The organism is Streptacidiphilus jeojiensis (assembly GCF_042510965.1).
In the GTDB taxonomy this organism is placed as follows: Bacteria; Actinomycetota; Actinomycetes; order Streptomycetales; family Streptomycetaceae; genus Streptacidiphilus; species Streptacidiphilus jeojiensis.
Genome location: NZ_JBEUKS010000005.1, coordinates 358,362 through 378,340 on the forward strand (window position 1 = coordinate 358,362; position 19,979 = coordinate 378,340).

19 protein-coding genes and 1 riboswitch are annotated in these 19,979 nt (G+C 72.1%); of the genes, 3 read left to right on the forward strand and 16 right to left on the reverse strand.

Translation table 11 applies throughout. The features are described from left to right. The first annotated feature begins 173 nt into the window (after positions 1 to 173). Positions 174 to 575, forward strand: coding sequence for a hypothetical protein (locus tag ABUW04_RS16610; RefSeq protein WP_037594112.1), 402 nt, complete (start codon positions 174 to 176; stop codon positions 573 to 575). A 7-nt stretch (positions 576 to 582) separates the two neighbouring features. Here the strand turns inward: ABUW04_RS16610 and ABUW04_RS16615 are convergent, their stop codons facing one another. Beyond that, positions 583 to 1,752 (reverse strand): acyl-CoA dehydrogenase family protein, encoded by a 1,170-nt coding sequence (locus ABUW04_RS16615; protein WP_380565506.1) that lies wholly within the window; start codon positions 1,750 to 1,752, stop codon positions 583 to 585. 985 nt (positions 1,753 to 2,737) lie between these two features. On the opposite strand from ABUW04_RS16615, the gene ABUW04_RS16620 reads away from it, so the two are divergent. Continuing rightward, positions 2,738 to 4,783 carry an AAA family ATPase gene (locus ABUW04_RS16620; RefSeq protein ID WP_380565508.1) on the forward strand — a complete coding sequence of 682 codons (2,046 nt, stop codon included), beginning with the start codon at positions 2,738 to 2,740 and terminating at the stop codon, positions 4,781 to 4,783. Between the two features lie 172 nt (positions 4,784 to 4,955). Here ABUW04_RS16620 and ABUW04_RS16625 read toward each other — a convergent pair whose 3' ends face one another. From ABUW04_RS16625 to ybaK, 14 genes are all read right to left on the reverse strand, one after another. Continuing rightward, positions 4,956 to 6,167 carry an ABC transporter permease gene (locus ABUW04_RS16625; RefSeq protein ID WP_380565509.1) on the reverse strand — a complete coding sequence of 404 codons (1,212 nt, stop codon included), beginning with the start codon at positions 6,165 to 6,167 and terminating at the stop codon, positions 4,956 to 4,958. Beyond that, positions 6,164 to 7,090: an ABC transporter ATP-binding protein gene (locus tag ABUW04_RS16630; protein WP_380565510.1), complete on the reverse strand. Its 927-nt coding sequence runs from the start codon at positions 7,088 to 7,090 to the stop codon at positions 6,164 to 6,166. The genes ABUW04_RS16625 and ABUW04_RS16630 overlap by 4 nt, the downstream gene beginning before the upstream one ends. A gap of 97 nt (positions 7,091 to 7,187) precedes the next feature. After that, complete coding sequence (locus ABUW04_RS16635) at positions 7,188 to 8,207, reverse strand: hemolysin family protein (protein WP_380565512.1); 1,020 nt, start codon at positions 8,205 to 8,207, stop codon at positions 7,188 to 7,190. Then, a complete protein-coding gene (locus ABUW04_RS16640) occupies positions 8,204 to 9,550 on the reverse strand; it encodes a hemolysin family protein (RefSeq protein ID WP_030249085.1) in 1,347 nt (448 codons plus the stop codon). The genes ABUW04_RS16635 and ABUW04_RS16640 overlap by 4 nt, the downstream gene beginning before the upstream one ends. Positions 9,551 to 9,684: 134 nt before the next feature. Beyond that, positions 9,685 to 10,158 carry a PH domain-containing protein gene (locus ABUW04_RS16645; protein ID WP_051724810.1) on the reverse strand — a complete coding sequence of 158 codons (474 nt, stop codon included), beginning with the start codon at positions 10,156 to 10,158 and terminating at the stop codon, positions 9,685 to 9,687. A 37-nt stretch (positions 10,159 to 10,195) separates the two neighbouring features. After that, positions 10,196 to 11,044, reverse strand: a complete 849-nt coding sequence (gene hisG, locus ABUW04_RS16650; RefSeq protein WP_030249080.1) for an ATP phosphoribosyltransferase — start codon at positions 11,042 to 11,044, stop codon at positions 10,196 to 10,198. A 126-nt stretch (positions 11,045 to 11,170) separates the two neighbouring features. Continuing rightward, the gene (locus tag ABUW04_RS16655; protein ID WP_030249077.1) at positions 11,171 to 11,440 is read right to left on the reverse strand and encodes a phosphoribosyl-ATP diphosphatase; all 270 of its coding nucleotides are present in this window, start codon (positions 11,438 to 11,440) and stop codon (positions 11,171 to 11,173) included. A 121-nt stretch (positions 11,441 to 11,561) separates the two neighbouring features. Next, complete coding sequence (gene ribH / locus ABUW04_RS16660) at positions 11,562 to 12,047, reverse strand: 6,7-dimethyl-8-ribityllumazine synthase (protein WP_030249074.1); 486 nt, start codon at positions 12,045 to 12,047, stop codon at positions 11,562 to 11,564. 39 nt (positions 12,048 to 12,086) lie between these two features. Continuing rightward, on the reverse strand, positions 12,087 to 13,364 hold the full coding sequence (locus tag ABUW04_RS16665) for a bifunctional 3,4-dihydroxy-2-butanone-4-phosphate synthase/GTP cyclohydrolase II (RefSeq protein WP_380565514.1): 1,278 nt from the start codon (positions 13,362 to 13,364) through the stop codon (positions 12,087 to 12,089). Next, positions 13,361 to 14,014 carry a nicotinamide mononucleotide transporter family protein gene (locus ABUW04_RS16670; protein ID WP_030249070.1) on the reverse strand — a complete coding sequence of 218 codons (654 nt, stop codon included), beginning with the start codon at positions 14,012 to 14,014 and terminating at the stop codon, positions 13,361 to 13,363. Before ABUW04_RS16670 ends, ABUW04_RS16665 begins: the two co-directional genes overlap by 4 nt. After that, entirely contained in the window at positions 14,011 to 14,664 is a 654-nt protein-coding gene (locus tag ABUW04_RS16675; RefSeq protein ID WP_030249068.1) for a riboflavin synthase, read from the reverse strand. Before ABUW04_RS16675 ends, ABUW04_RS16670 begins: the two co-directional genes overlap by 4 nt. A 251-nt stretch (positions 14,665 to 14,915) precedes the next feature. Further along, positions 14,916 to 15,046: riboswitch (FMN riboswitch) on the reverse strand. Positions 15,047 to 15,161: 115 nt separating this feature from the next. Beyond that, entirely contained in the window at positions 15,162 to 15,833 is a 672-nt protein-coding gene (locus ABUW04_RS16680) for a response regulator (RefSeq protein WP_030249065.1), read from the reverse strand. Beyond that, entirely contained in the window at positions 15,830 to 17,101 is a 1,272-nt protein-coding gene (locus ABUW04_RS16685) for a sensor histidine kinase (RefSeq protein WP_063757414.1), read from the reverse strand. Before ABUW04_RS16685 ends, ABUW04_RS16680 begins: the two co-directional genes overlap by 4 nt. A gap of 50 nt (positions 17,102 to 17,151) precedes the next feature. After that, entirely contained in the window at positions 17,152 to 17,658 is a 507-nt protein-coding gene (gene ybaK / locus ABUW04_RS16690; protein WP_030249060.1) for a Cys-tRNA(Pro) deacylase, read from the reverse strand. Positions 17,659 to 17,718: 60 nt separating this feature from the next. Between ybaK and ABUW04_RS16695 the strand changes: the two genes are divergently transcribed. Further along, on the forward strand, positions 17,719 to 18,180 hold the full coding sequence (locus ABUW04_RS16695; protein ID WP_030249059.1) for a PPOX class F420-dependent oxidoreductase: 462 nt from the start codon (positions 17,719 to 17,721) through the stop codon (positions 18,178 to 18,180). Between the two features lie 103 nt (positions 18,181 to 18,283). On the opposite strand, the gene aspT is transcribed toward ABUW04_RS16695, so the two are convergent. Beyond that, positions 18,284 to 19,972: an aspartate-alanine antiporter gene (gene aspT / locus ABUW04_RS16700; RefSeq protein ID WP_030249055.1), complete on the reverse strand. Its 1,689-nt coding sequence runs from the start codon at positions 19,970 to 19,972 to the stop codon at positions 18,284 to 18,286. Positions 19,973 to 19,979: the final 7 nt, after the last annotated feature.

Sequence of the window (19,979 nt, forward strand, 5' to 3'; positions counted from 1 at the left end):
GTCCCCGGCAGGGTTAGCCGCATATCCCGCTGGGAAGTTCTGCCTGTGACTCCTCCGTGATTCCGTCGGTGCTCCGTCGTTGCGGCGCACCGGACGCGGGAGGGGTGCACCAGTCGGCGATCGGAGCCCCGCTCACAGCCGGGCCGTCGCCTTCCTTCATCGAGGGGGATCACATGTCTGCCACTGATGAGCTGACTCCTGCCGTCGATCCGGCGCCCGAGGCGCTGCCGGGCATCGACCCCGGAGACGGTGAGACCTGGGACATCCTGCGGCTCCGCTGCCCGGAGTGCGACCGCCCGATCGCCCTGCTCGGCGACGAGGAGCGGTTCCCCCAGCACGCGACGCTGCCGACCGCCTGGCACCCCTTCTCCCCCGCCGTCTGCGCCGGTTCGGGCCGTCCCGTGGACGACGCCGACGACCTCGAGGACGAGCCGGACTTCGACCCGGAGCCCTCGCTGGAGGCCCTGCTGGCGCTGCCGCCGGAGCTGGACTGGCGCCGCCAGCCGTTCTCCCACGTCGGCGGCCCCGGATCGCGGCCGGTACGGGTCAGGATCCCCGCCCAGCGGCAGCGCTGAGGGCCGGTCAGGCCCCGGTCAGCCTGCGTCCGATCACCATGCGCTGGATCTGGTTGGTGCCCTCCACGATCTGCAGCACCTTGGCCTCGCGCATGTAGCGCTCGACCGGGTGGTCGGCGGTGTAGCCGTAGCCGCCGAGCACCTGGACCGCGTCGGTGGTGACCCGCATCGCGGCGTCGGTGCAGAACAGCTTGGCCATCGCGGCCTCCTTGCCGAAGGCGAGTCCGGCGTCACGGCGCCGGGCCGCCGACAGGTAGAGCGCCCGGCCGGCCTCCACCGCCGTCGCCATGTCCGCGAGCATGAAGGACAGCCCCTGGAACTCGGCGATCGGGCGGCCGAACTGGGTCCTGGTCCTGGCGTACTCCACGGCGTAATCGAGTGCCGCCCTGGCGACGCCGACCGCGCAGGCGGCGATGCCCAGGCGGCCGGAGTCCAGCGCGGACAGGGCGATGGAGAAGCCCTGCCCCTCGTCGCCGATCAGCCGCTCGGCCGGCACCTCGGCCCCGTCGAAGTGCACCTGGGCGGTCGGCGACCCCTTGAGGCCCATCTTGCGCTCCGGGGCGTCGGCCGAGACACCGGCCGTGTCCGCGGGGATCAGCAGCACGCTGATGCCGGCCGCGCCCGGACCGCCGGTGCGGACCATGGTGCTGTAGAAGTCGGCGACCCCGCCGTGGGTGATCCAGGCCTTGGTCCCGGAGACCCGGTAGTGGTCGCCCTCGCGCACCGCCCGGGTGGTCAGCGCGGCGGCGTCGGAGCCGGACTGCGGCTCGGAGAGGCAGTAGGCGCCCAGCAGTTCGCCGCCCAGCAGGTCCGGCAGCCAGTCCTGCTTCTGCTGCTCGCTGCCGAAGGTGGCCAGCGCGTGGCAGGCGAGGGTGTGCACGCTGACGCCCATGCCGACGGTGAGCCGTCCGGCCGCCAGCTCCTCCAGCACCTGCAGGTACACCTCGTAGGGCTGCCCGCCGCCGCCGTACTCCTCGGGGTAGGGCAGGCCCAGCAGTCCGGACCGGCCCAGCAGCCGCACCGCCTCGCGCGGGAAGCGGCCCTCGGCCTCCTCCTCGGCGGCGGCCGGGGCCAGCTCGCGGTCGACCAGCTCACGGGTCAGCGCCAGCAGGTCGGCGGCCTCCTCGCTGGGGAGCTGACGGTCCATCGTCTTCACGGGACGGATCGGCTGACTCATGGTGGGATCGTGCCTCCTGCATCCTGCACTCCGCGACCGGAGCGCCGCCGGGATCGCGGGGCGTGCCGGCCGGTCGGGACGGCGTCCACCGGGTCTCAGTGAACGTGCGTTAACCTGCGCCGAGGTGAGTATGCCCCATTCCCGGCCCGGCGTCACCAGCACCGGACCTCGGCCCTCCAGCGGCCCTCCAGCGACCTTCCGCGTCGGCGGCGTCGACATGTCGCCACGACCCGACGGCGACCGGAAGCATGGCCGGACACATACCGCCCGGTCGGTAACGTTGGGTAATCATCCGAGCCGGGGGGCCATGACCTGACTCCCAGCCAATTCACCTGCGGTCCACCGGAGGCGTCGTCGGATCGGGCCGGAGGCACAGGCCCGACCCAGGGCCTCCATAGGCTCTTGACCTGCTGCCTCGACAGCAACTACGTTCTTCTCAACGCAGAGCGGAACTCGCCTGCGCCCCCTGAGAGTACCGGTCGGCCGTTGTTCCCACCACGGTCGCCAGGAGTGATCGCCAGCCCTGCTGGGTTGCTCGGAAGCCGTTCCCCCGTGGCTTCCGAGCAGCTCAGTAGGGTTGGCGATACTCATTCCCGGCCCCGGAACGGTCACCCGCCGTCACTCCGCCGCCCGGACCGCCGTACCGCCCGGCCGGGCCGCGTGAAGATCACTCAGAGTGATCCGGGGCCCCCGGTGCGAGCGTTTCCGGCCACGCATACCGCTCCCCCGCCCCTGCCGACCCTTCCGGCACCCTTCCGGATCAGCACCGCACCGGTACGATGCCCACAGGCGCGGATGCGACATCTACGCGCCGACGGATCGTCATGGAGCTTTGACCGTCCGGGTCTTCCAAAGGGGGGACGGCCCGCGGCCCGCGCTCGGTGACCGGCACAGCCGCGCACAGCAGGGGGACTGACCGGTGGGGACTGAGGACACTGAGGGCAGGCGAACCCGCAGCCTGGCCGACCGAGCCTGGCTTCGCGCCATGGACGCCTACATCGCGGGGGCCTACACCCGCGCCGAGGAGGAGTTCCGCTCCGCCGTGCGGATCGACCCGGGCATGGCCGACGCCTGGCTCGGGCTGCACGCCCTGCGCTCCGAGACCTCGGCCGCCCTGCTGGCCATGCACCGCCACCGGGACCGCTTCGGCGAGCAGCGCCGGCTCCACCGCCGTCCGCTGAGCTCCTGGTACTGGCTCGGCTGGTGGGTGCAGCCGGTGCTGGAGGACGCCAGGGACCTCGCCCTGGCGCACGCCTCGCACTGGCTCGACGGCCGGCACCTGACCGAGCTGGAGCAGGCGCTGGCCGACTGCCCGCCGCGCGAGCAGGACCGCTCGGTGCGGTTCCTGCACGCCTGCCGCTCCTATCTGCTGAAGGACTGGGAGCAGCTGATCCGGGACACCGACAGCCTGCTCGACGACCCGCTGCTGGGCATCGAGGCAGGGCTGTTCGGCGGCATGGCCAGGGTCCGCCTGGACATGTGCGGCCAGGCCGAGCTCCCGCTGGCCGGCTCGCTGGCGCGGTGCCGCTCGGAGCAGCCGCAGCGCAAGGAGCTGCGCTACTGGCTGGCCCGGGCCTACGAGGGCGGCGGGCGCAGCGCGGCGGCGCTGTCGCTGTACCGGGCGGTGCACCGGGTCGACCCCGGCTTCATGGACACCGCCGCCAGGCTGGCCGCGATCACCGCCGAGGACGGCGTGGACCCGGCGATGCTGGAGGCCCCGGCCCCGCCCACCCCGCAGCGCCCCCGCCACGCCAGCGGAGGCGGCCAGGGACAGCCGGACCCGCTGGGGTCGCCGGGCGGCGAGGGCCCGTTCGAACCCACCTTCTTCGACGCCTACGCCGAGGGCCCCGAGGTCGTCGCCGGGCTGGACGGCGACGGCGGCGACCCGCTCGACGGGCCGTACACCACGGGCCTGTTGGACGGGGACGAGAGCGGAGCCGAGGGCTTCGGCGAGGGCGACTTCGGCAGCGGCGAGCTCGGCGGCACGGACCTCGGCGACTTCGGCGGCGGAGCCGGTCCGCTGCCGGTCGATCCCGACGGCCCCCCGGGCCCCGAGCGGCGCGGGGAGGACCCCGAGGGGCGGGAGGACCGGGACACCGAGCTGAGCGCCGGCGCCCGGCACCGCGCGGCCCAGTCCGCGGCCCCGCTGCCGCCCGGGACGATGGCCCAGCCGGACCGGCCGCGGCTGGAGGCGGCGCTGGCCGAGCTGGACCGGATGGTCGGCATGGAACCGGTCAAACGCCAGGTGCTGGCGCTGTCCGCGCAGCTGCGGATGGCCCAGCTCCGCTCCGACCAGGGCCTGCCGGTGCAGCCGCCCAAGCGCCACTTCGTCTTCTCCGGGCCCTCCGGAACCGGTAAGACCACGGTGGCGCGGATCCTCGGCCGGGTCTTCTACGCGCTGGGGCTGCTCTCCGGCGACCATCTGGTGGAGGCCCAACGGGCGGACCTGGTCGGCGAGTTCCTCGGCCAGACCGCGGTCAAGGCCAATGAGCTGATCGACTCGGCGCTGGACGGGGTGCTGTTCATCGACGAGGCGTACAGCCTCGCCAACTCCGGCTACAGCAAGGGTGACGCCTACGGCGACGAGGCGCTGCAGGTGCTGCTGAAGCGCGCCGAGGACAACCGGGACCGGCTGGTGGTGATCCTGGCCGGCTACCCCGAGGGCATGAACCGGCTGCTGGCCGCCAACCCCGGGCTGAACTCCCGCTTCACCAGCCGGGTGGACTTCCCGAGCTACCGTCCGGTGGAGCTGGCGGCGATCGGCCAGGCGCTGGCCGAGGGCGACGGGGACTTCTGGGACGAGGAGGCCCTGGAGGAGCTGCGCTCCATCTGCACCCATGTGGTGCGGGAGGGCTGGATCGACGACCTGGGCAACGGCCGCTTCATGCGGACCCTCTACGAGAAGTCCTGCGCCTACCGCGATCTCCGCCTGTCGGTTCTGACCGATCCGCCGACCCGTCAGGACCTGGCCACATTGCGGCTTCCTGATGTGCTTCAGGCTTATGGGGAGCTCATTGAGGGGCGGAGCTAGGTTCGGCTTTCGGGTGCGGGAGGTGCGTGGTTGGTCGCGCAGTTCCCCGCGCCCCTGGGGGCTGCAACTGGCTCAGTTGCAAACGTGTAGGGGCGCGGGGAACTGCGCGACAAGCCATGCACCACCGCAGCTCCCCCGCCCCACAGAAACCACCCTCCGCGGGGGGCTCCGGCTACGCCGCCTTCAGGGCTTCCCGCAGCGGAATCCTCGCCCCGCTGCGCAGCACCGCATTGCGGTAGATGCGTCCGGCGAACCGCAGCAGCAGCACGCTGAAGGCGATCGCCAGCACCAGTGAGAGCAGCATCTGCCACAGCGGAGCGACCCCCATCGCGATCCGCATCGGCATCAGCACCGGCGCGCACGGCGGGACCATCGACAGCCACTCCACCAGCGAGCTCTCCGGGTTGGAGGGCACCACCGAGATGCCGACCACCCAGGCCAGGATCAGCGGTGCCGTCGCCGGCAGCACCAGCCCGCCGACGTCCTCCTGCCGGGACACCGTGGCCCCCAGCGCGGCGAACACCAGCGCGTAGAGCGCGAAGCCGACCCCGTACCAGACCAGCGCCCAGGCCACGGTGCCGACCGAACTCCCCAGGGACAGGTTGAGCGCCCCGGTGGCGAGGCCGACCCCCACCCCGAGCACCGCCGGGACCAGCATCTGGATCAGTCCCAGCAGCCCGGTGCCGAACACCTTGCCGGCCAGCAACTGCCAGGGGCGCAACGTGGAGAGCAGCAGCTCGACCACCCGGCTGGACTTCTCCTCGACCACGCCCTGGGCAACCGACTGCCCGACGAACATCAGCGTCATGTACAGCAGCAGCGCCGCGCCGATGGCGATGGTGAGCCGCTGCCCGTTCTGCGCCTTGGCCGGCTGCAGCTCGGTCACCTGGACCTTGGTGGAGGCCACCGCCTGGCCGACGGTGGCCGGGTTGCCACCCAGCTTGGTGATCTGGTCGTTCAGCGCCGTCTGCTGGTCCACCACCTGGAAGAGCTGGTTCAGCGGGGTGCTGAGTGTCTTCTTCACCGTGGCCTGGATCCCCTGCGGACCGCTCTCGGCCAGCACCGCCACGTCGCCGGACTTCACCTGGTCCACCCCGGTGGCATGGTCGGCGACCGTGCTGACGGTGACCTTCTGGCCCAGCTGCGCGGCGGTGGCCTGCAGCGTCGGGGCCAGCGCGGCGTCCTGCTGCACCACCGCGATCCTGGTGGGGCCGCTGGAGAGGTTGGCGTAGTGGGAGATCAGCGGGATGGCGACGGCAGCGGCCGCGGTGATCCCGAGCAGGATCAGAAAGGCCTTGCTGCGGATCCGGACGGTGATCTCGCGCACCGCCACCAGTCTGATCGCCTCGCGCGAGCCGATCCTGAGCTTGTCGGGCGTCATCATGCCGCCGCCTCCTCGGGCTTGTCCTGGGCGCTGACCACGTGCCGGAACAGCTCGGTCAGCGACGGCAGCCGCCGGGCGAACTCCCGTACCGGCCCGGTGGCCATCGCGGCGCGCAGCACCGCCTGGTCGTCCGCGTCCTGACCGAGGGTCAGCACGGTGCGGGCGCCCTCGTGGCGGACCACGGTGATGCCGGGCAGGCCGTCCGCCCAGCCCGGCGGCGCCTGCGGGGCCTCCACCACCAGTTCCTCGGTACCGCCGGCGCGCAGCTCGGCCACGGTGCCGACGGCGACCATGGAGCCGGCCCGGACGATGCCGACCCGGTCGGAGATCCGCTCGACCAGGTCCAGCTGGTGGCTGGAGAAGATGACCGGGACGCCGTCGGCGCACTTCTCCCGCAGCACCTCGCTCATCACGTCCACCGCGACCGGGTCCAGCCCGGAGAACGGCTCGTCCAGGACCAGGATCTCGGGGTGGTGCACCAGCGCCGCCGCGAGCTGCACCCGCTGCTGGTTGCCCAGGCTGAGCTTCTGCACCTCGTCGCCCATCCGCCCGGCCACGCCCAGCCGCTCGGTCCACTCGGCGGTGGCCCGTACCGCGTCCGCCTTGGTCAGGCCGTGCAGCCTGGCCAGGTACTGCAGCTGCTCGCCGACCTTCATCCGCGGGTAGAGGCCGCGCTCCTCCGGCATGTAGCCGATCCTGCTGCGGGTCTCCAGGGTCACCGGGACGCCGTCCCAGCGCACCTCGCCCGCGTCCGCCGCGAGCACGCCCAGTGCGATCCGCATGGTCGTGGTCTTGCCGGCGCCGTTGCTGCCGACAAAGCCGAAGATCTCCCCGGCCCGCACCTCGAAGGTCATCCCGCTCAGCGCGACGGTGTCCCCGTAGCGCTTGGAGACGCCGTCGACCTCCAGTCTTCGATCGCTCATACTGTTCCTCTCCCCCGTTCCTATGAACTGATCATCCACCAGCTGTGGGCCTGAGGATAGGACATTCGAGTGCCGGTCGAGCCGATGGGCCCGACCGTCAGACCCGGACCTCGCCGACCAGTTCCTCCAGCACGTCCTCCATGGTCACCAGGCCCAGCGGCAGCCCGTCCCGGCCGACCACGCCGGCCAGGTGGGAGGTGGCCCGGCGCATCGCGGCCAGGGCGTCGTCCAGCGGGGTGCTCTCCGGCAGGGTGATCAGCCGGCGCCACAGCTCCTGCGGGACCGGGGTCTCCCGGTCCTCCAGCTCCAGCACGTCCTTGACGTGCAGGTAGCCCAGGAAGGCGCCGTTGCCGCCGACCACCGGGAAGCGGGAGAAGCCGGTGCGCACCGCCAGCTCCTCCATCTGCCGGGCGGTGACCGAGGTGTCCACGCTGACCAGCCGGTCCGGCGCCATCAGCACCTCGCTGACCGGCCTCCGGCCCAGTTCCAGGGCGTCCTCCAGGCGCTCCTGCGCGGTGCTGCCGAGCAGCCCGGCCTCGCGCGAGTCCTGCAGCAGGTGGGCCAGTTGCTCACTGGTGAACGTCGACTCCACCTCGTCCCTGATCTCCACACCGAGCAGCCGCAGCAGCAGGTTGGCGAAGGCGTTCAGGAAGCGGATCACCGGACCCAGCACCCGGGCCAGTCCCGCCAGCGGCGGCCCCAGCCACAGCGCGGCCCGCTCGGGGCCGGCCAGGGCGATGTTCTTGGGCACCATCTCGCCCACCACCATGTGCAGGAACACCACCACGGCCAGGGCGATGACGTAGGCCAGCGGATGCGTCAGCTCCGTCGGCACGCCGAGCACGTGGAACGGCCCCTCCAGCAGATGGGCGATCACCGGTTCGGCCAGCGCGCCCAGCAGCAGCGAGCAGATGGTGATGCCGAGTTGGGCGGCGGCCATCATCGCCGAGACGTGCTCCAGCGCGTGCACCACGGTGCGGGCCCGGCGGTCGCCGGCCTCGGCCAGCGGCTGGACCTGGCTGCGGCGCACCGACACCAGGGCGAACTCGGCGCCGACGAAGAAGGCGTTGCCGAGCAGCAGCAGCACCGAGAAGCCGATCTGCAGTACCGCGCTCATCGCTGCTCCTCCCGCCTGCGGCCGGTCCACTCGCCGCCGTCGCCGGTGCGCACCAGCAGCACCGCCTCGGTCCGGTGCCGGTCCATGCCCAGCACGGTCAGCCGCCAGCCCGGCAGCTCCGCGCTGTCGCCCCGCTCCGGGAGCCGCCCGAGCAGGTCGGCGACCAGCCCGGCGATGGTCTCGTAGGGGCCGTCGGGGGCGTCCAGGCCGATCGCCTCCAGCTGGTCCACCCGGCAGCGGCCGTCGACCTCCCAGGCCGGGTGCCCGTCCACCGGCGGCAGCGGGCGCAGCTCCGGGTGCTCGCCGGTGTCGTGCTCGTCCAGCACCTCGCCGACCATCTCCTCGACCACGTCCTCCAGGGTGGCCACCCCGGCGGTGCCGCCGTACTCGTCGACCACCACCGCCATCGGGTGCTGCCGGCGCAGCAGTTCCAGCAGCCGCTCGGCCGGCAGCGTCTCCGGGACCAGCAGCGGATCCGACATCAGCACGGCCACCGTGGTGTCCGGGCGCCGTTCGGCCGGGACGGCCAGGGCGTCCTTGAGCGTGACGATGCCGGTGACCTCGTCGATGCTGTGCTGGTACACCGGGAAGCGGGACTGCCCGGTGACCCTGGTGAGGTTGAGCACGTCGGCGGCGGTGGCCGACTCCTGCAGCGCGGCGACGTCGACCCGGGGGGTCATCACGCTCTCCGCGGTCAGCTCGCCCAGGCCCAGGGTGCGCACGAACAGGTCGGCGGTGTCCTCCTCCAGGGCGCCCTCGCTGGCGGAGTGGCGGGCCAGTGCCACCAGCTCCTCGGCGCTGCGCGCGGAGGCCAGCTCCTCGGCCGGCTCCATGCCCAGCGCCCGGACCAGGCGGTTGGCGGCGCCGTTGAGCAGCAGGATGACGGGGCGGCAGACAGTGGAGAACAGCCGCTGCGGTCCGGCCACGGCCCGGGCGACCTGCACCGGACGGGAGATGGCCCAGTTCTTGGGGACCAGCTCGCCGACCACCATCTGCACCACCGTGGCCAGCAGCATGCCGACCACCACGGCGGTCGGGTGGACCGCTCCGCCGGGCAGGCCGATCGAGGTCAGCGGACCGTTGAGCAGCTTCGCCAGCGACGGGTTGGCGAGCATGCCGACCAGCAGCGAGGTGACGGTGATGCCGAGCTGGGCGCCGGACAGCTCGAAGGAGAGGGTGCGCAGCGAGCGCTGCACGCCCCGCGCCCTGCGGTCGCCGCCTGCGGCGGCCCGGGCGACCTCCCCGCGGTCCACGGTGACCAGGGCGAACTCGGCGGCGACGAAGAGGCCGTTGGCGAGGATCAGCAGCAGGGCCACGCCCAGCAGCAGCCAGGCGGAGGTCACAGCGTTGCGCCCCTTCGGTGGTCAACGGCCGTCGGGGCGTACGTACTGGGAGGTTCCATCGGGGAGCTATCGTCTCCAGGCTCGCGAGCGGTCACATGGTGTCCGTCAAGGATGCCCGATCGGGCGGCGGTCACCTATTCGACGCGGCGTGCGGTGCCGTAGAGGTCGACGCAGGCCCGCAGCTCCCGGGCCGCCCGCACGGCCTGCCGCAGCCCGGAGCCCGGCTGGATCGCCACCACCGCCAGGGTGCTGCCGTCGGAGAGGTCGAGCAGCACCCAGGGGTCGCCGCGGCGCAGGTTGACGCCCAGGATCTCGGCCCAGTCGAGCCGGCGCCTGCGGACGAAGTTCACCACGGTGAGCCCCTGCGGGTCCGCCCGCGCCGCCGGACGCGCCAGCACCACGAGCACCAGCGCGAACAGCAGTCCGCACACCGCGATCCCGACCCGGTCGTGGCGGTGCCAGTCGTCCGGGCCGAGCGCGGCGACGGTGCAGAAGAAGCCCAGGCTCAGCACCGCCAGCCCCAGCAGCACCACGCGGGTGAGCACCGGCCGCCAGACCGTGGGCAGTCGGGGCGGGATCGCCAGGGTGCGGCTGGGGTGGGCGGTCATGCGGACCCCCTGGATGCGGCTGGGTGGGGCTCGGGGACTAGAGCCGGCAGGCGTGGATGTTGGTGACCAGGATGGCGCGGGCACCGATGGCCCACAGGTCGTCCATGATGCGCTGAGCCTCCTTGCGGAGCACCATCGACCGCACGGCGACCCAGCCCTCGCTGTGCAGCGGCGAGACCGTGGGCGACTCCAGGCCGGGGGTGAGCGCGACCGCCTCCGCGACGCGCTCGGCACGGATGTCGTAGTCCATCATCACGTACCGACGGGCCACCAGCACACCCTGCAGACGCCGCAGGAACTGGTCGGCGCGGGGGTCGTCACCGGCGTCGGTGGGACGGATCACCACCGCGTCGGAGACCAGGATCGGCTCGCCGAAGACCTCCATCCCGGCGTTGCGCAGGCTGGTGCCGGTCTCCACCACGTCGGCGATCACATCGGCGACGCCGAGCTGCACCGCGGTCTCCACCGCGCCGTCCAACTTGGTGAGGGCGCCGGGGGTGACCCCGTTGTCGGCGAGGTGCTGGGCGACCAGGCCGGTGTAGGAGGTGGCGATCCGGCGGCCCTCCAGGTCCTTGACGCCGGTGGCCACCCCGGCCGGACCGGCGAAGCGGAAGGTGGACCCGGCGAAGCCCAGCGCCAGCACCTCCTCGGCGTCGGCGCCGGAGTCCAGCAGCAGGTCGCGGCCGGTGATGCCGATGTCGAGGCGGCCCGAACCGACGTAGATGGCGATGTCGCGGGGGCGCAGGAAGAAGAACTCGACCTGGTTCTCCGGGTCGACGAGGACGAGCTCCTTGGAGTCCTTGCGCTGCCGGTAGCCCGCCTCATGCAGCATCGCGGACGCCGGCTCGGAGAGGGACCCCTTGTTGGGAACGGCGATACGCAGCATGGGAACGGTGCCTTTCGGATCGGATCAGTGGATGCGGTTCGGGATGCGGTTCTGGATGCGGACATGAAAGGAGCGGGGCACCGGATGTGCTCGGTGCCCCGCTCCCGTACTGCTCAAGGGCGGGGGTTACAGATGGGCGTAGACGTCCTGCAGGGTGAGGCCGCGGGCGACCATCATCACCTGGAGGTGGTAGAGCAGCTGGGAGATCTCCTCAGCGGTCCGCTCGTCGGACTCGTGCTCGGCCGCCATCCACACCTCGGCGGCCTCTTCGACCACCTTCTTGCCGATCGCGTGCACGCCCAGGCCCACCAGCTCCGCGGTACGCGAGCCCGGCTCGCCGGATACGGCCTTCTGCTGGAGCTCGGTGAAGAGCTCCTCGAATGTCTTCTGCGCCATGATGGCTCCCACCCTACGGGGTCGGCCGACCGGTCCGCGTCGCCGTCCCAGGGAACGGACGGCCAACCCCGGGTACTCCAATCTTTCGGGGGGCGACCCCCCGCACCCCCACGTGAACAATTCAGTGCTTGATGGTCGCGATCTGCCGCAGCAGCACCGCCGTGGACAGCGCCGCGCTGGTGGCCTCGAAGCCCTTGTCCTCCTTGGAGCCGGGCAGCCCGGCGCGGTCCACCGCCTGCTGCTCGTCGTCGCAGGTCAGCAGGCCGAAGCCGATGGGGACGCCGGTGTCGACGGAGACCTGGGTGAGCCCCATGGTCGCCGCCTCGCACACATAGTCGAAGTGGGGGGTACCGCCCCTGATGACGACGCCGAGGGCGACCACGGCGTTGAAGCCGCGCGCCGCCAGGCCCCTGGCCACCACCGGCAGCTCGAAGCTGCCCGGGACCCGGAACAGCTCCGGCTCCTCGACGCCGTACTCCTTCAGGGCCCGCTGCGCGCCGTCGATCAGGCCGTCCATGACCTTCTCGTGCCACAGCGACGCGATCACCGCGACCCGCAGCCCCCGGCAGTCCTGCACGCTCAGTACGGGTGCGCCCTCGCCGCTCATCTTCCTGGTTCTCCTCTGTCGGTGTTCCGGTGGTGCGGGTTACGCGAGCCAGGGCAGCTCGTGCCCCATCCGGTCGCGCTTGGTGGTCAGGTACCGCAGGTTGTGCTCGCCGGCCTGGACCGCGACGGCCTCGCGGCCGCTGACGACCAGTCCGAAGCGCTCCAGCGCGGTGTGCTTCTCCGGGTTGTTGGTGAGCAGCCGCAGCGACTTCACCCCCAGGTCCTCCAGCATCCGCGCGGCGGCCTCGTAGTCGCGGGCGTCCGCCGGCAGGCCCAGGTCCAGGTTGGCGTCGACGGTGTCCCGTCCGGCCTCCTGGAGCTGGTAGGCGCGCAGCTTGGGCAGCAGCCCGATGCCGCGTCCCTCGTGGCCGCGCAGGTAGATCAGCACACCGCGGCCTTCGGCGCTTATCCGGTCCAGCGCGGCGTTCAGCTGCGGGCCGCAGTCGCAGCGCTGCGAGCCGAAGACGTCCCCGGTCAGGCACTCGGAGTGGACCCGGACCAGTACGTCCTCGCCGTCGGCGAGCCGTCCGTCACCGCCCAGGCCGCCGGCCACCAGGGCGATGTGCTCGATGCCGTCCGGCTCGCTGCGGTAGCCGAGCGCGGTGAAGGGGCCGTGGGCGGTGGGCAGGGCGGTGACCGAGTCGCGGGTGACCGACCGCTCGGTCCGCCGCCGGTAGGCGATCAGGTCCTCGATGGAGATGATCGCCAGGCCGTGCCGGCGGGCGAAGGGCACCAGGTCGGGCAGCCGGGCCATGGTGCCGTCGTCGTTGACCACCTCGGCGATGGCCCCGGCGGGCGCCAGCCCGGCCAGCCGGGCCAGGTCGACGGCGGCCTCGGTGTGGCCGGGGCGCTCCAGCACCCCGCCGTCCCTGGCGCGCAGCGGGAAGACGTGGCCGGGCCGGGTCAGGTCGCCGGGCTGGGTGCCGGCGGTGGCCAGCAGCCGCACGGTACGGGCCCGGTCGGCGGCGGAGATGCCGGTGCTGACCCCGTCGCGGGCGTCCACCGAGACGGCGTAGGCGGTGCCCTTGCGGTCCTCGTTGACGGCGGTCATCGGGGGCAGGTGCAGCCGGTCCAGCTCGTCGCCGGTCATCGGCACGCACACCACGCCGGAGCTGTAGCGGATGGTGAAGGCCATCACCTCGGGGGTGGCGGCGCCGGCCGCGAAGACGATGTCGCCCTCGTTCTCGCGGTCCTCGTCGTCGACGACCACGACCGGGCGGCCGGCGGCGATCTCCTTGATGGCGAACTCGACCGAGTCCAGGGTGAGGTCTTCGTAGAGCTCGCCGTGGTAGAGCGTCAGTTCGGTGGTGCCGCTCATGCTGTTGCCCCTTCCAGGACCGGGGTTCCCGGCTGCGGCGTGCGGGTGCGCAGCCACCAGGACCGCATCCCGGCGATCACCAGGACGAAGTAGACGATGTAGATCAGGCCCGAGAAGGCCAGTCCGCTGTTGAAGGCCAGCGGCACCCCGACCAGGTCGACGGCCAGCCAGGCGAACCAGAACTCCACCCAGCCCCGGCCCTGGGCGACCATCGCCGCCAGGGTGCCGGTGAACAGGTAGGCGTCCTGCCAGGGCGCCCAGGACAGGTTGTAGGCCTGGAACAGCAGCGCCACGCCGACGGTGCCGACGGCGGTGCCGACCACCAGCCAGGCCCGCTCGGTCCAGGTCGCGAAGCGGATCACCAGTTCGCCGTGGTCGCGGCGGCCGCGCTGCCACTGCAGCCAGCCCCACAGCGACACCACGATGACCACCACCTGCTTGCCGACGCCGCCGCTGAGGTGCGCCGAGGCGTAGGCGGCGACCAGCACCAGGCCGGACAGCAGCTGCACCGGCCAGCTCAGCACCGAGCGGCGCCAGCCCAGCGCCAGCGCGCCCAGGCCCAGCAGGTTGCCGATCATGTCGGACCACTTGATGTGCTCGCCGAACACCACGAACGCCTGGCTGTTGAGGTCGTCGACCAGGCTGCTCATGCGGGGTCACCCTGCGGCGCGACCCGGTCGCCCAGCAGCCGCTCCACGTACTTGGCGAGGACGTCCACCTCCAGGTTGACCGTCTCGCCGATCTGCTTGGCCCCCAGCGTGGTGTGGCTGAGCGTGGCCGGGATCAGGCTGACGGTGAAGCTGTCGGCGGCGGCCTCGACCACGGTCAGGCTGACCCCGTCCACGGTGATCGAACCCTTGTCCACCAGGTAGCGGGAGAGCGCGGCGGGGAGGCTGAAGCGCAGCACCTCCCACTGCGGGCCGCCGTCCGCGCCGAGCTCCCCGGGGCTGCGGGAGAGCAGCACCGCGGTGCCGTCCACATGGCCCTGGACCAGGTGGCCGCCCAGCCGGGCGCCCAGCGCCATGGCCCGCTCCAGGTTCACCCGGGAGCCGGGCGCCAGCGCCCCCAGGCTCGACCTGTGCAGCGTCTCGGCCATCACGTCAGCGCTGAACTCACCCGGTACGGAAGCGAGTTGGGCGTCGGTGTCGAGCACGGTGAGGCAGACGCCGTTGACCGCGATGGACTGGCCCTCGCGGGCGTCCTGGGTGGTCACCGGACCGCGCAGGCGAATGCGCGAGGAGTCCCCCAGGTCCTCGACCGAGAGGACCTCACCCAGCTCTTCGATGATTCCCGTGAACATTTCAGCTCTCCTCGACACGGACCGGCAGGCGCAGCGCGCGGACGTCCACGGAGAACAGCTGATCAACAGCTTCTGTTCCGACATCAAAAATGCCCACCGGGTCCTCCTCGCGCTGTCTGGCGCGGGCTCCGGGGGCACTGAGGGAGAGAATTGCGGGCGAAAAGCAACGGGCAGGGGCGGCGCGGGAGGCAGTGGAAGCGCCCGGGGAACCCGGAGGCCTGCACTGGTGCGCAGCACGAGCCCGACGCCCGCAGCGCACTGCCTCCCATCCGGACTTTCACCGTCGGTCCAGGAGTTTCACCTGGTCAACCGACCGCTGGAAGCGGCCGGGTCGCGGACTGTAACCGCCGGTTCGGAATTACACCGACCCCGGAGTGCGCAAACGTCGTAACTTGTGCTCTCAGTCTGCCACGGTCCGGCCACGTTTTGGCAAGACCGCCCGCTCCGCGGACATGTGGCCTCCGTCACCCCGACCTGGCGTTTCGTCTCGCGGCGGCTCAGCGCTCCCCGGGCCGGACCAGGCCGGACTCGTAGGCCAGCACCACGAGTTGGGCCCGGTCGCGGGCGCCCAGCTTCAGCAGGGCGCGGCTGACATGGGTCTTCACGGTGAGCGGGCTGACCGCCAGCTCCTCGGCGATGTCGTCGTTGGAACCGCCGCGGGCGACCAGGGCGACTATCTCCCGTTCCCGGTCGGTGAGCGCCGACAGGGTCGCCGGACTGGGGGTGGGCCTGCGGTCCGGCTGCTCCAGGAAGCGGGCGATCAGGCCCTGGGTGGCCACCGGGGAGAGCAGCGCCTCGCCCCTGGCCACCACCCGGATCGCGTCCAGCAGGTCCTCGGGTTCGGTGCCCTTGCCCAGGAAGCCGCTGGCCCCGGCCCGCAGCGCCTGGAAGACGTACTCGTTGACCTCGAAGGTGGTCAGCACCAGCACCCGGACCCCGGCCAGGTCCTCGTCGGCGGTGATGGCCTTGGTGGCGGCCAGGCCGTCCATGTCGGGCATCCGGATGTCCATCAGCACCACGTCGGCGCGGGCCTCCCGGGCCAGCGCCACGGCCTGCCGCCCGGTCGCGGCCTCGGCCACCACCTCCAGGTCGGGAGCCGAGTCGACCAGGACCTTGAGACCGGCCCTGACCAGGATCTGGTCGTCCGCGAGCAGTACCTTGATCGTCATTTTGCTCCATGTGCGGCAGGGCTCGGCTTCGGCTGTGCGGCGTCCACGGGTCCGGCCCCGTTCGCGGCGCGACGGCCGACGGCCGCACGGGGCAGCGGCAGGTCCACGCTCACCCGGAAACCGCCGGCCGGGCCGGGGCCGGCCAGGAAGCTGCCGCCCACCGAGGCGGCCCGCTCGCGCATGCCGATCAGGCCGTGACCGGTCCCGGGGCCGGGCTCGCCCGGTCCCGGGCCGTCGTCCTCGACCTCGATGTGCAGCAGGTCCCTGCGGTAGGCGAGGTGCAGCCGGGCCGCCGAGGTGCCGGCGTGCTTGCGGACGTTGGTCAGGGACTCCTGGACCACCCGGTAGGCGGTGAGGTCCACGGTGGCCGGCAGGCTGCGCGGCTGGCCCTCGTCCAGCCGGCTGACCCGCAGGCCGGCCCGGTCGAAGCTCTCCAGCAGCTCCGGCAGCCGGTCCAGCCCGGGCGTCGGCTCGTGCGGGGCGTCCTCGGCCTCGTCGCCCTGGCGCAGCACCGTCACGGTGGCGCTCAGCTCGGCCAGGGCGGACCGTCCGGCCTCCCTGACGTGCGCCAGCGCCTCACGGGCCTGGTCCGGGCTGCTGGTCAGCAGGTGCGAGGCGACCCCGGCCTGGACGTTGATCAGGGCGATGTGGTGCCCGACGATGTCGTGCAGCTCCCGGGCGATCCGCATCCGCTCCTCGGCGACCCGGCGGCGGGCCTCCTCCTCGCGGGTGTGCTCGGCCCTGCGGGCCCGCTCCTCTATCGCCGCGACGAACGCCCTGCGGTTGCGCACCGCCTCGCCGACGGCGATGGCCAGCGCGGTCCAGACGAAGGCTATGGCGTTGACCGGCTCGTCCCAGGCCTCCACCGAGAGCCGCATGCTGGTGCCGCCGAGGATGAGCACCGTGATCGCACCGATGGTCAGCGCCAGCCTGCGCTCCACCGCCGAGGAGACGGTGTAGACGGCGATGCCCGAGCCCAGCAGGATCGGGCCGCGGACCGGGCCCACCATCATGAAGCCGAGCGTGCCCAGGGCGCTGACGATCAGCACGCCCACCGGGTAGCGGCGCCGCCAGGCCAGCGGGGCGAAGACCGGGATCCCGGCGATCATCAGCACCAGGGAGGGGTCGAGGTCCGACCACTCCTCGGGGTGCTGGTTGGAGATCGGCCAGAGGATGGTGATCACGTACAGCACGACCGCCAGCACCCCGTCGGCCCAGTACGGGTGCCTGCGCACGAACGCGCGGCAGCGTCGGTAGGTGGTGTGCATGCACTCACGGTAGCCGGACGGACGGCAACGGGAGCACCCGCCGGGTTCCGTCAGCCCTCCCGGTGCCGGGCGATCGGGGCCGCGGCGGCCGAGGTGAGCGCCACCAGGTCGGCCGGCGCGAGCTCGACCTCCAGGCCGCGGCGCCCGGCCGAGACGTAGACGCTGTCGTGCGCCAGCGCGCTGCCGTCCACCACGGTGCGCAGTCGGCGGCGCTGCCCCAGCGGAGAGATCCCGCCGAGGACGTAGCCGGTGGCCCGCTCGGCGGCGGCCGGGTCGGCCATCGCCGCGTGCTTGCCGCCGACGGCGGCGGCCAGCGCCTTGAGGTCCAGTTTGGCGGCGACCGGGACGACGCCGACCGTCAGCACGCCGTCCACCTCGGCGAGCAGCGTCTTGAAGACCCGGTCCTGGCTCACCCCCATGGCCTCGGCGGCCTCCTCGCCGTAGGAGGCGGCGGCCGGATCGTGCTCGTAGGAGTGCACGGTGAAGGCCACCCCCGCCGCGTCCAGTGCCACCGTGGCCGGAGTGCCCTGGCCCCCGCGCTTCGGCTTCTTCGCCATGACCCGCCGCTCCCCTGACGATCTTTCCGCTGTCCTGGGGACGACCCTAGACTGCGGAGCATGACCCGACGAATCGCCACCAACACCGCGGTCGACCGCGAGGCCCTGCTGGAGTTCCTGCGGCCGCGCCACCGCGGTCTGCTGATCACCACCCGCACCGACGGGAGCCCGCAGGCCTCGCCGGTGTCCTGCGGGGTGGACCAGGAGGGCCGGATCGTGGTCTCCACCTATCCGCAGCGGGCCAAGGCGAAAAACGCCCGGCGCGACCCCAGGGTCTCGATCGTGGTGCTGTCCGAGGACTTCGACGGACCCTGGGTGCAGGTCGACGGCCGCGCCGAGGTGATCGACGCGACCGAGGACGTGGAGCCGCTGGTGGACTACTACCGCTGCATCGCGGGCGAGCACCCGGACTGGGACGAGTACCGGGGGGCCATGCTGAAGCAGGGCAAATCGCTGGTTCGGATCACTCCGGAGCGGTGGAGCCCTGTCGCTACCGGGGGGTTCCCGGCGGAGGTCGCTTAGCGGGTGCGGCGTGTGCCTGGTTGCTGTTCGCGCAGTTCCCCGCGCCCCTGAAGACCCCAGGGGCGCGGGGAACTGCGCGACAAACCACTGCGGACCCGCACCGTCAGTTCAATGCATCAGCCATCGCGACAACCACCGGCCCCAGCAAGGGAAGCACCACGTTGGAGAGGGCGTAGACGATCGTGTAGGCCATCAGCGGTGTGGTGTTCCCCGCCGCCTGCTGGATAGCAGTGATCGCCGGGGTGCTGCACTGCTGGCCGGCCACCGAGCCCAGGGCCAGCGGCGCCGGGAGCTTCATCAGCTTCCAGGCCACGAACATCGACACGCAGGCCGGGATCAGCGTCACCAGCAGACCGGCGATCGCCAGCGAGACCCCGTACTGCTTGATCAGGTCCACCGCCTGCGGGCCGGAGCTGAGGCCGACCGCGCAGATGAAGGTGGCCAGCCCCAGGTCCTTGACCACCTGCGCCGCCGCCGGGTGGTACTGGCCGAAGGTGGGCCTCCTGGCGCGGAGCCAGCCGAAGACCAGGCCGGTGAGCAGGCAGCCGCCGCCGGTCCCCAGTGACAGCGGCACGCTGCCCAGGGTGATGGTGATCTTCCCGATCAGCATGCCCAGCACGATGCCGACCGAGATGAAGACCAGGTCGGCCTTGACCCCCGGGTCGATCCTGAAGCCGACCCTGGGCACGAAGTCGGCCAGGTCCCGTTTGGTCCCGGACATGTGCAGGGTGTCGCCGGTGTTGATGGTGGTCCCCGGCTGGACCGGCAGCGGGTGGTCCATCCTGGTGATCCCGGTGAGGAAGACGCCGTGGCGCTCCTCCGGGGGGATCGCCGCGCGCAGTTCGCCGATGGTCCGGCCGGAGCCCTCCTTGGCGGTGAGGACGACGTCGGCGGTCTCCAGGTCCACGTCCACACCGGTCGGCGGGGCGACCTCGGGTCCGATCCTCCTGTCGCCGCCGACCAGGCGCTCGCGCGGGCCCACCAGCAGCACGATGTCGCCGAGCACCAGCTCGGTGTCCGGGGTCAGCTCGATCGCCTCGCCGCCGCGGCGGACCCGTTCCACGGTGACGTCCTCGCCCAGGGCCGCCTCGATGGCGCCGACGGTGCTGCCGTCCGCGTAGACCACCTGGTGCGCCCGGCCCACCAGGCCCGGCAGCGCGGGGGCGGTGCCCTCGGCGTCGGAGCCGCCGCCGAGCTTGATCCACAGCTTCTCCGCCTCCTCGCGGACGTTGATCCGCATCAGCGAGGGGAAGATCTGGCTGGTCATCAGCACGATGGTGATCAGGCCGACGATGTAGGAGATCGAGTAGGCGGTGCCCACGTTGGCCTGCAGCGTCTTGATCTGGTCGGCCGGCAGTTTGAGCTTGCCGATGGCGTCGGTGGCGGTGCCGACCACCGCCGACTCGGTGGCCCCGCCCGCCATCAGCCCGGCCGCGGTGCCCTGGTCCAGATTGAGCGAGACCGTGGCCACCGCGGTGACGGCGAGGACGGTGACCGCCTCGATCAGGGTGAAGACCCCGTAGCGCAGACTGGAGCGGTTCAGGCTGGCGAAGAAGGACGGGCCGCTCATGTAGCCGAGGGTGAAGATGAACAGCGCGAAGGCGATGTTCTTCACCTCGTCGTTGAGCGCGACCCCGATGGTGCCGATGAAGATGGCGACGATCAGGGTTCCGGCCACACCGCCCAGGGAGATCTTCCAGAGCTTGATCCGGCCGATGGCGAATCCCAGCGCCAGGCAGACGAACAGCTGGATCTCGGGGGTGTGCTTGAAAAGGTGCTTGATCCACTCCACCGCTGGA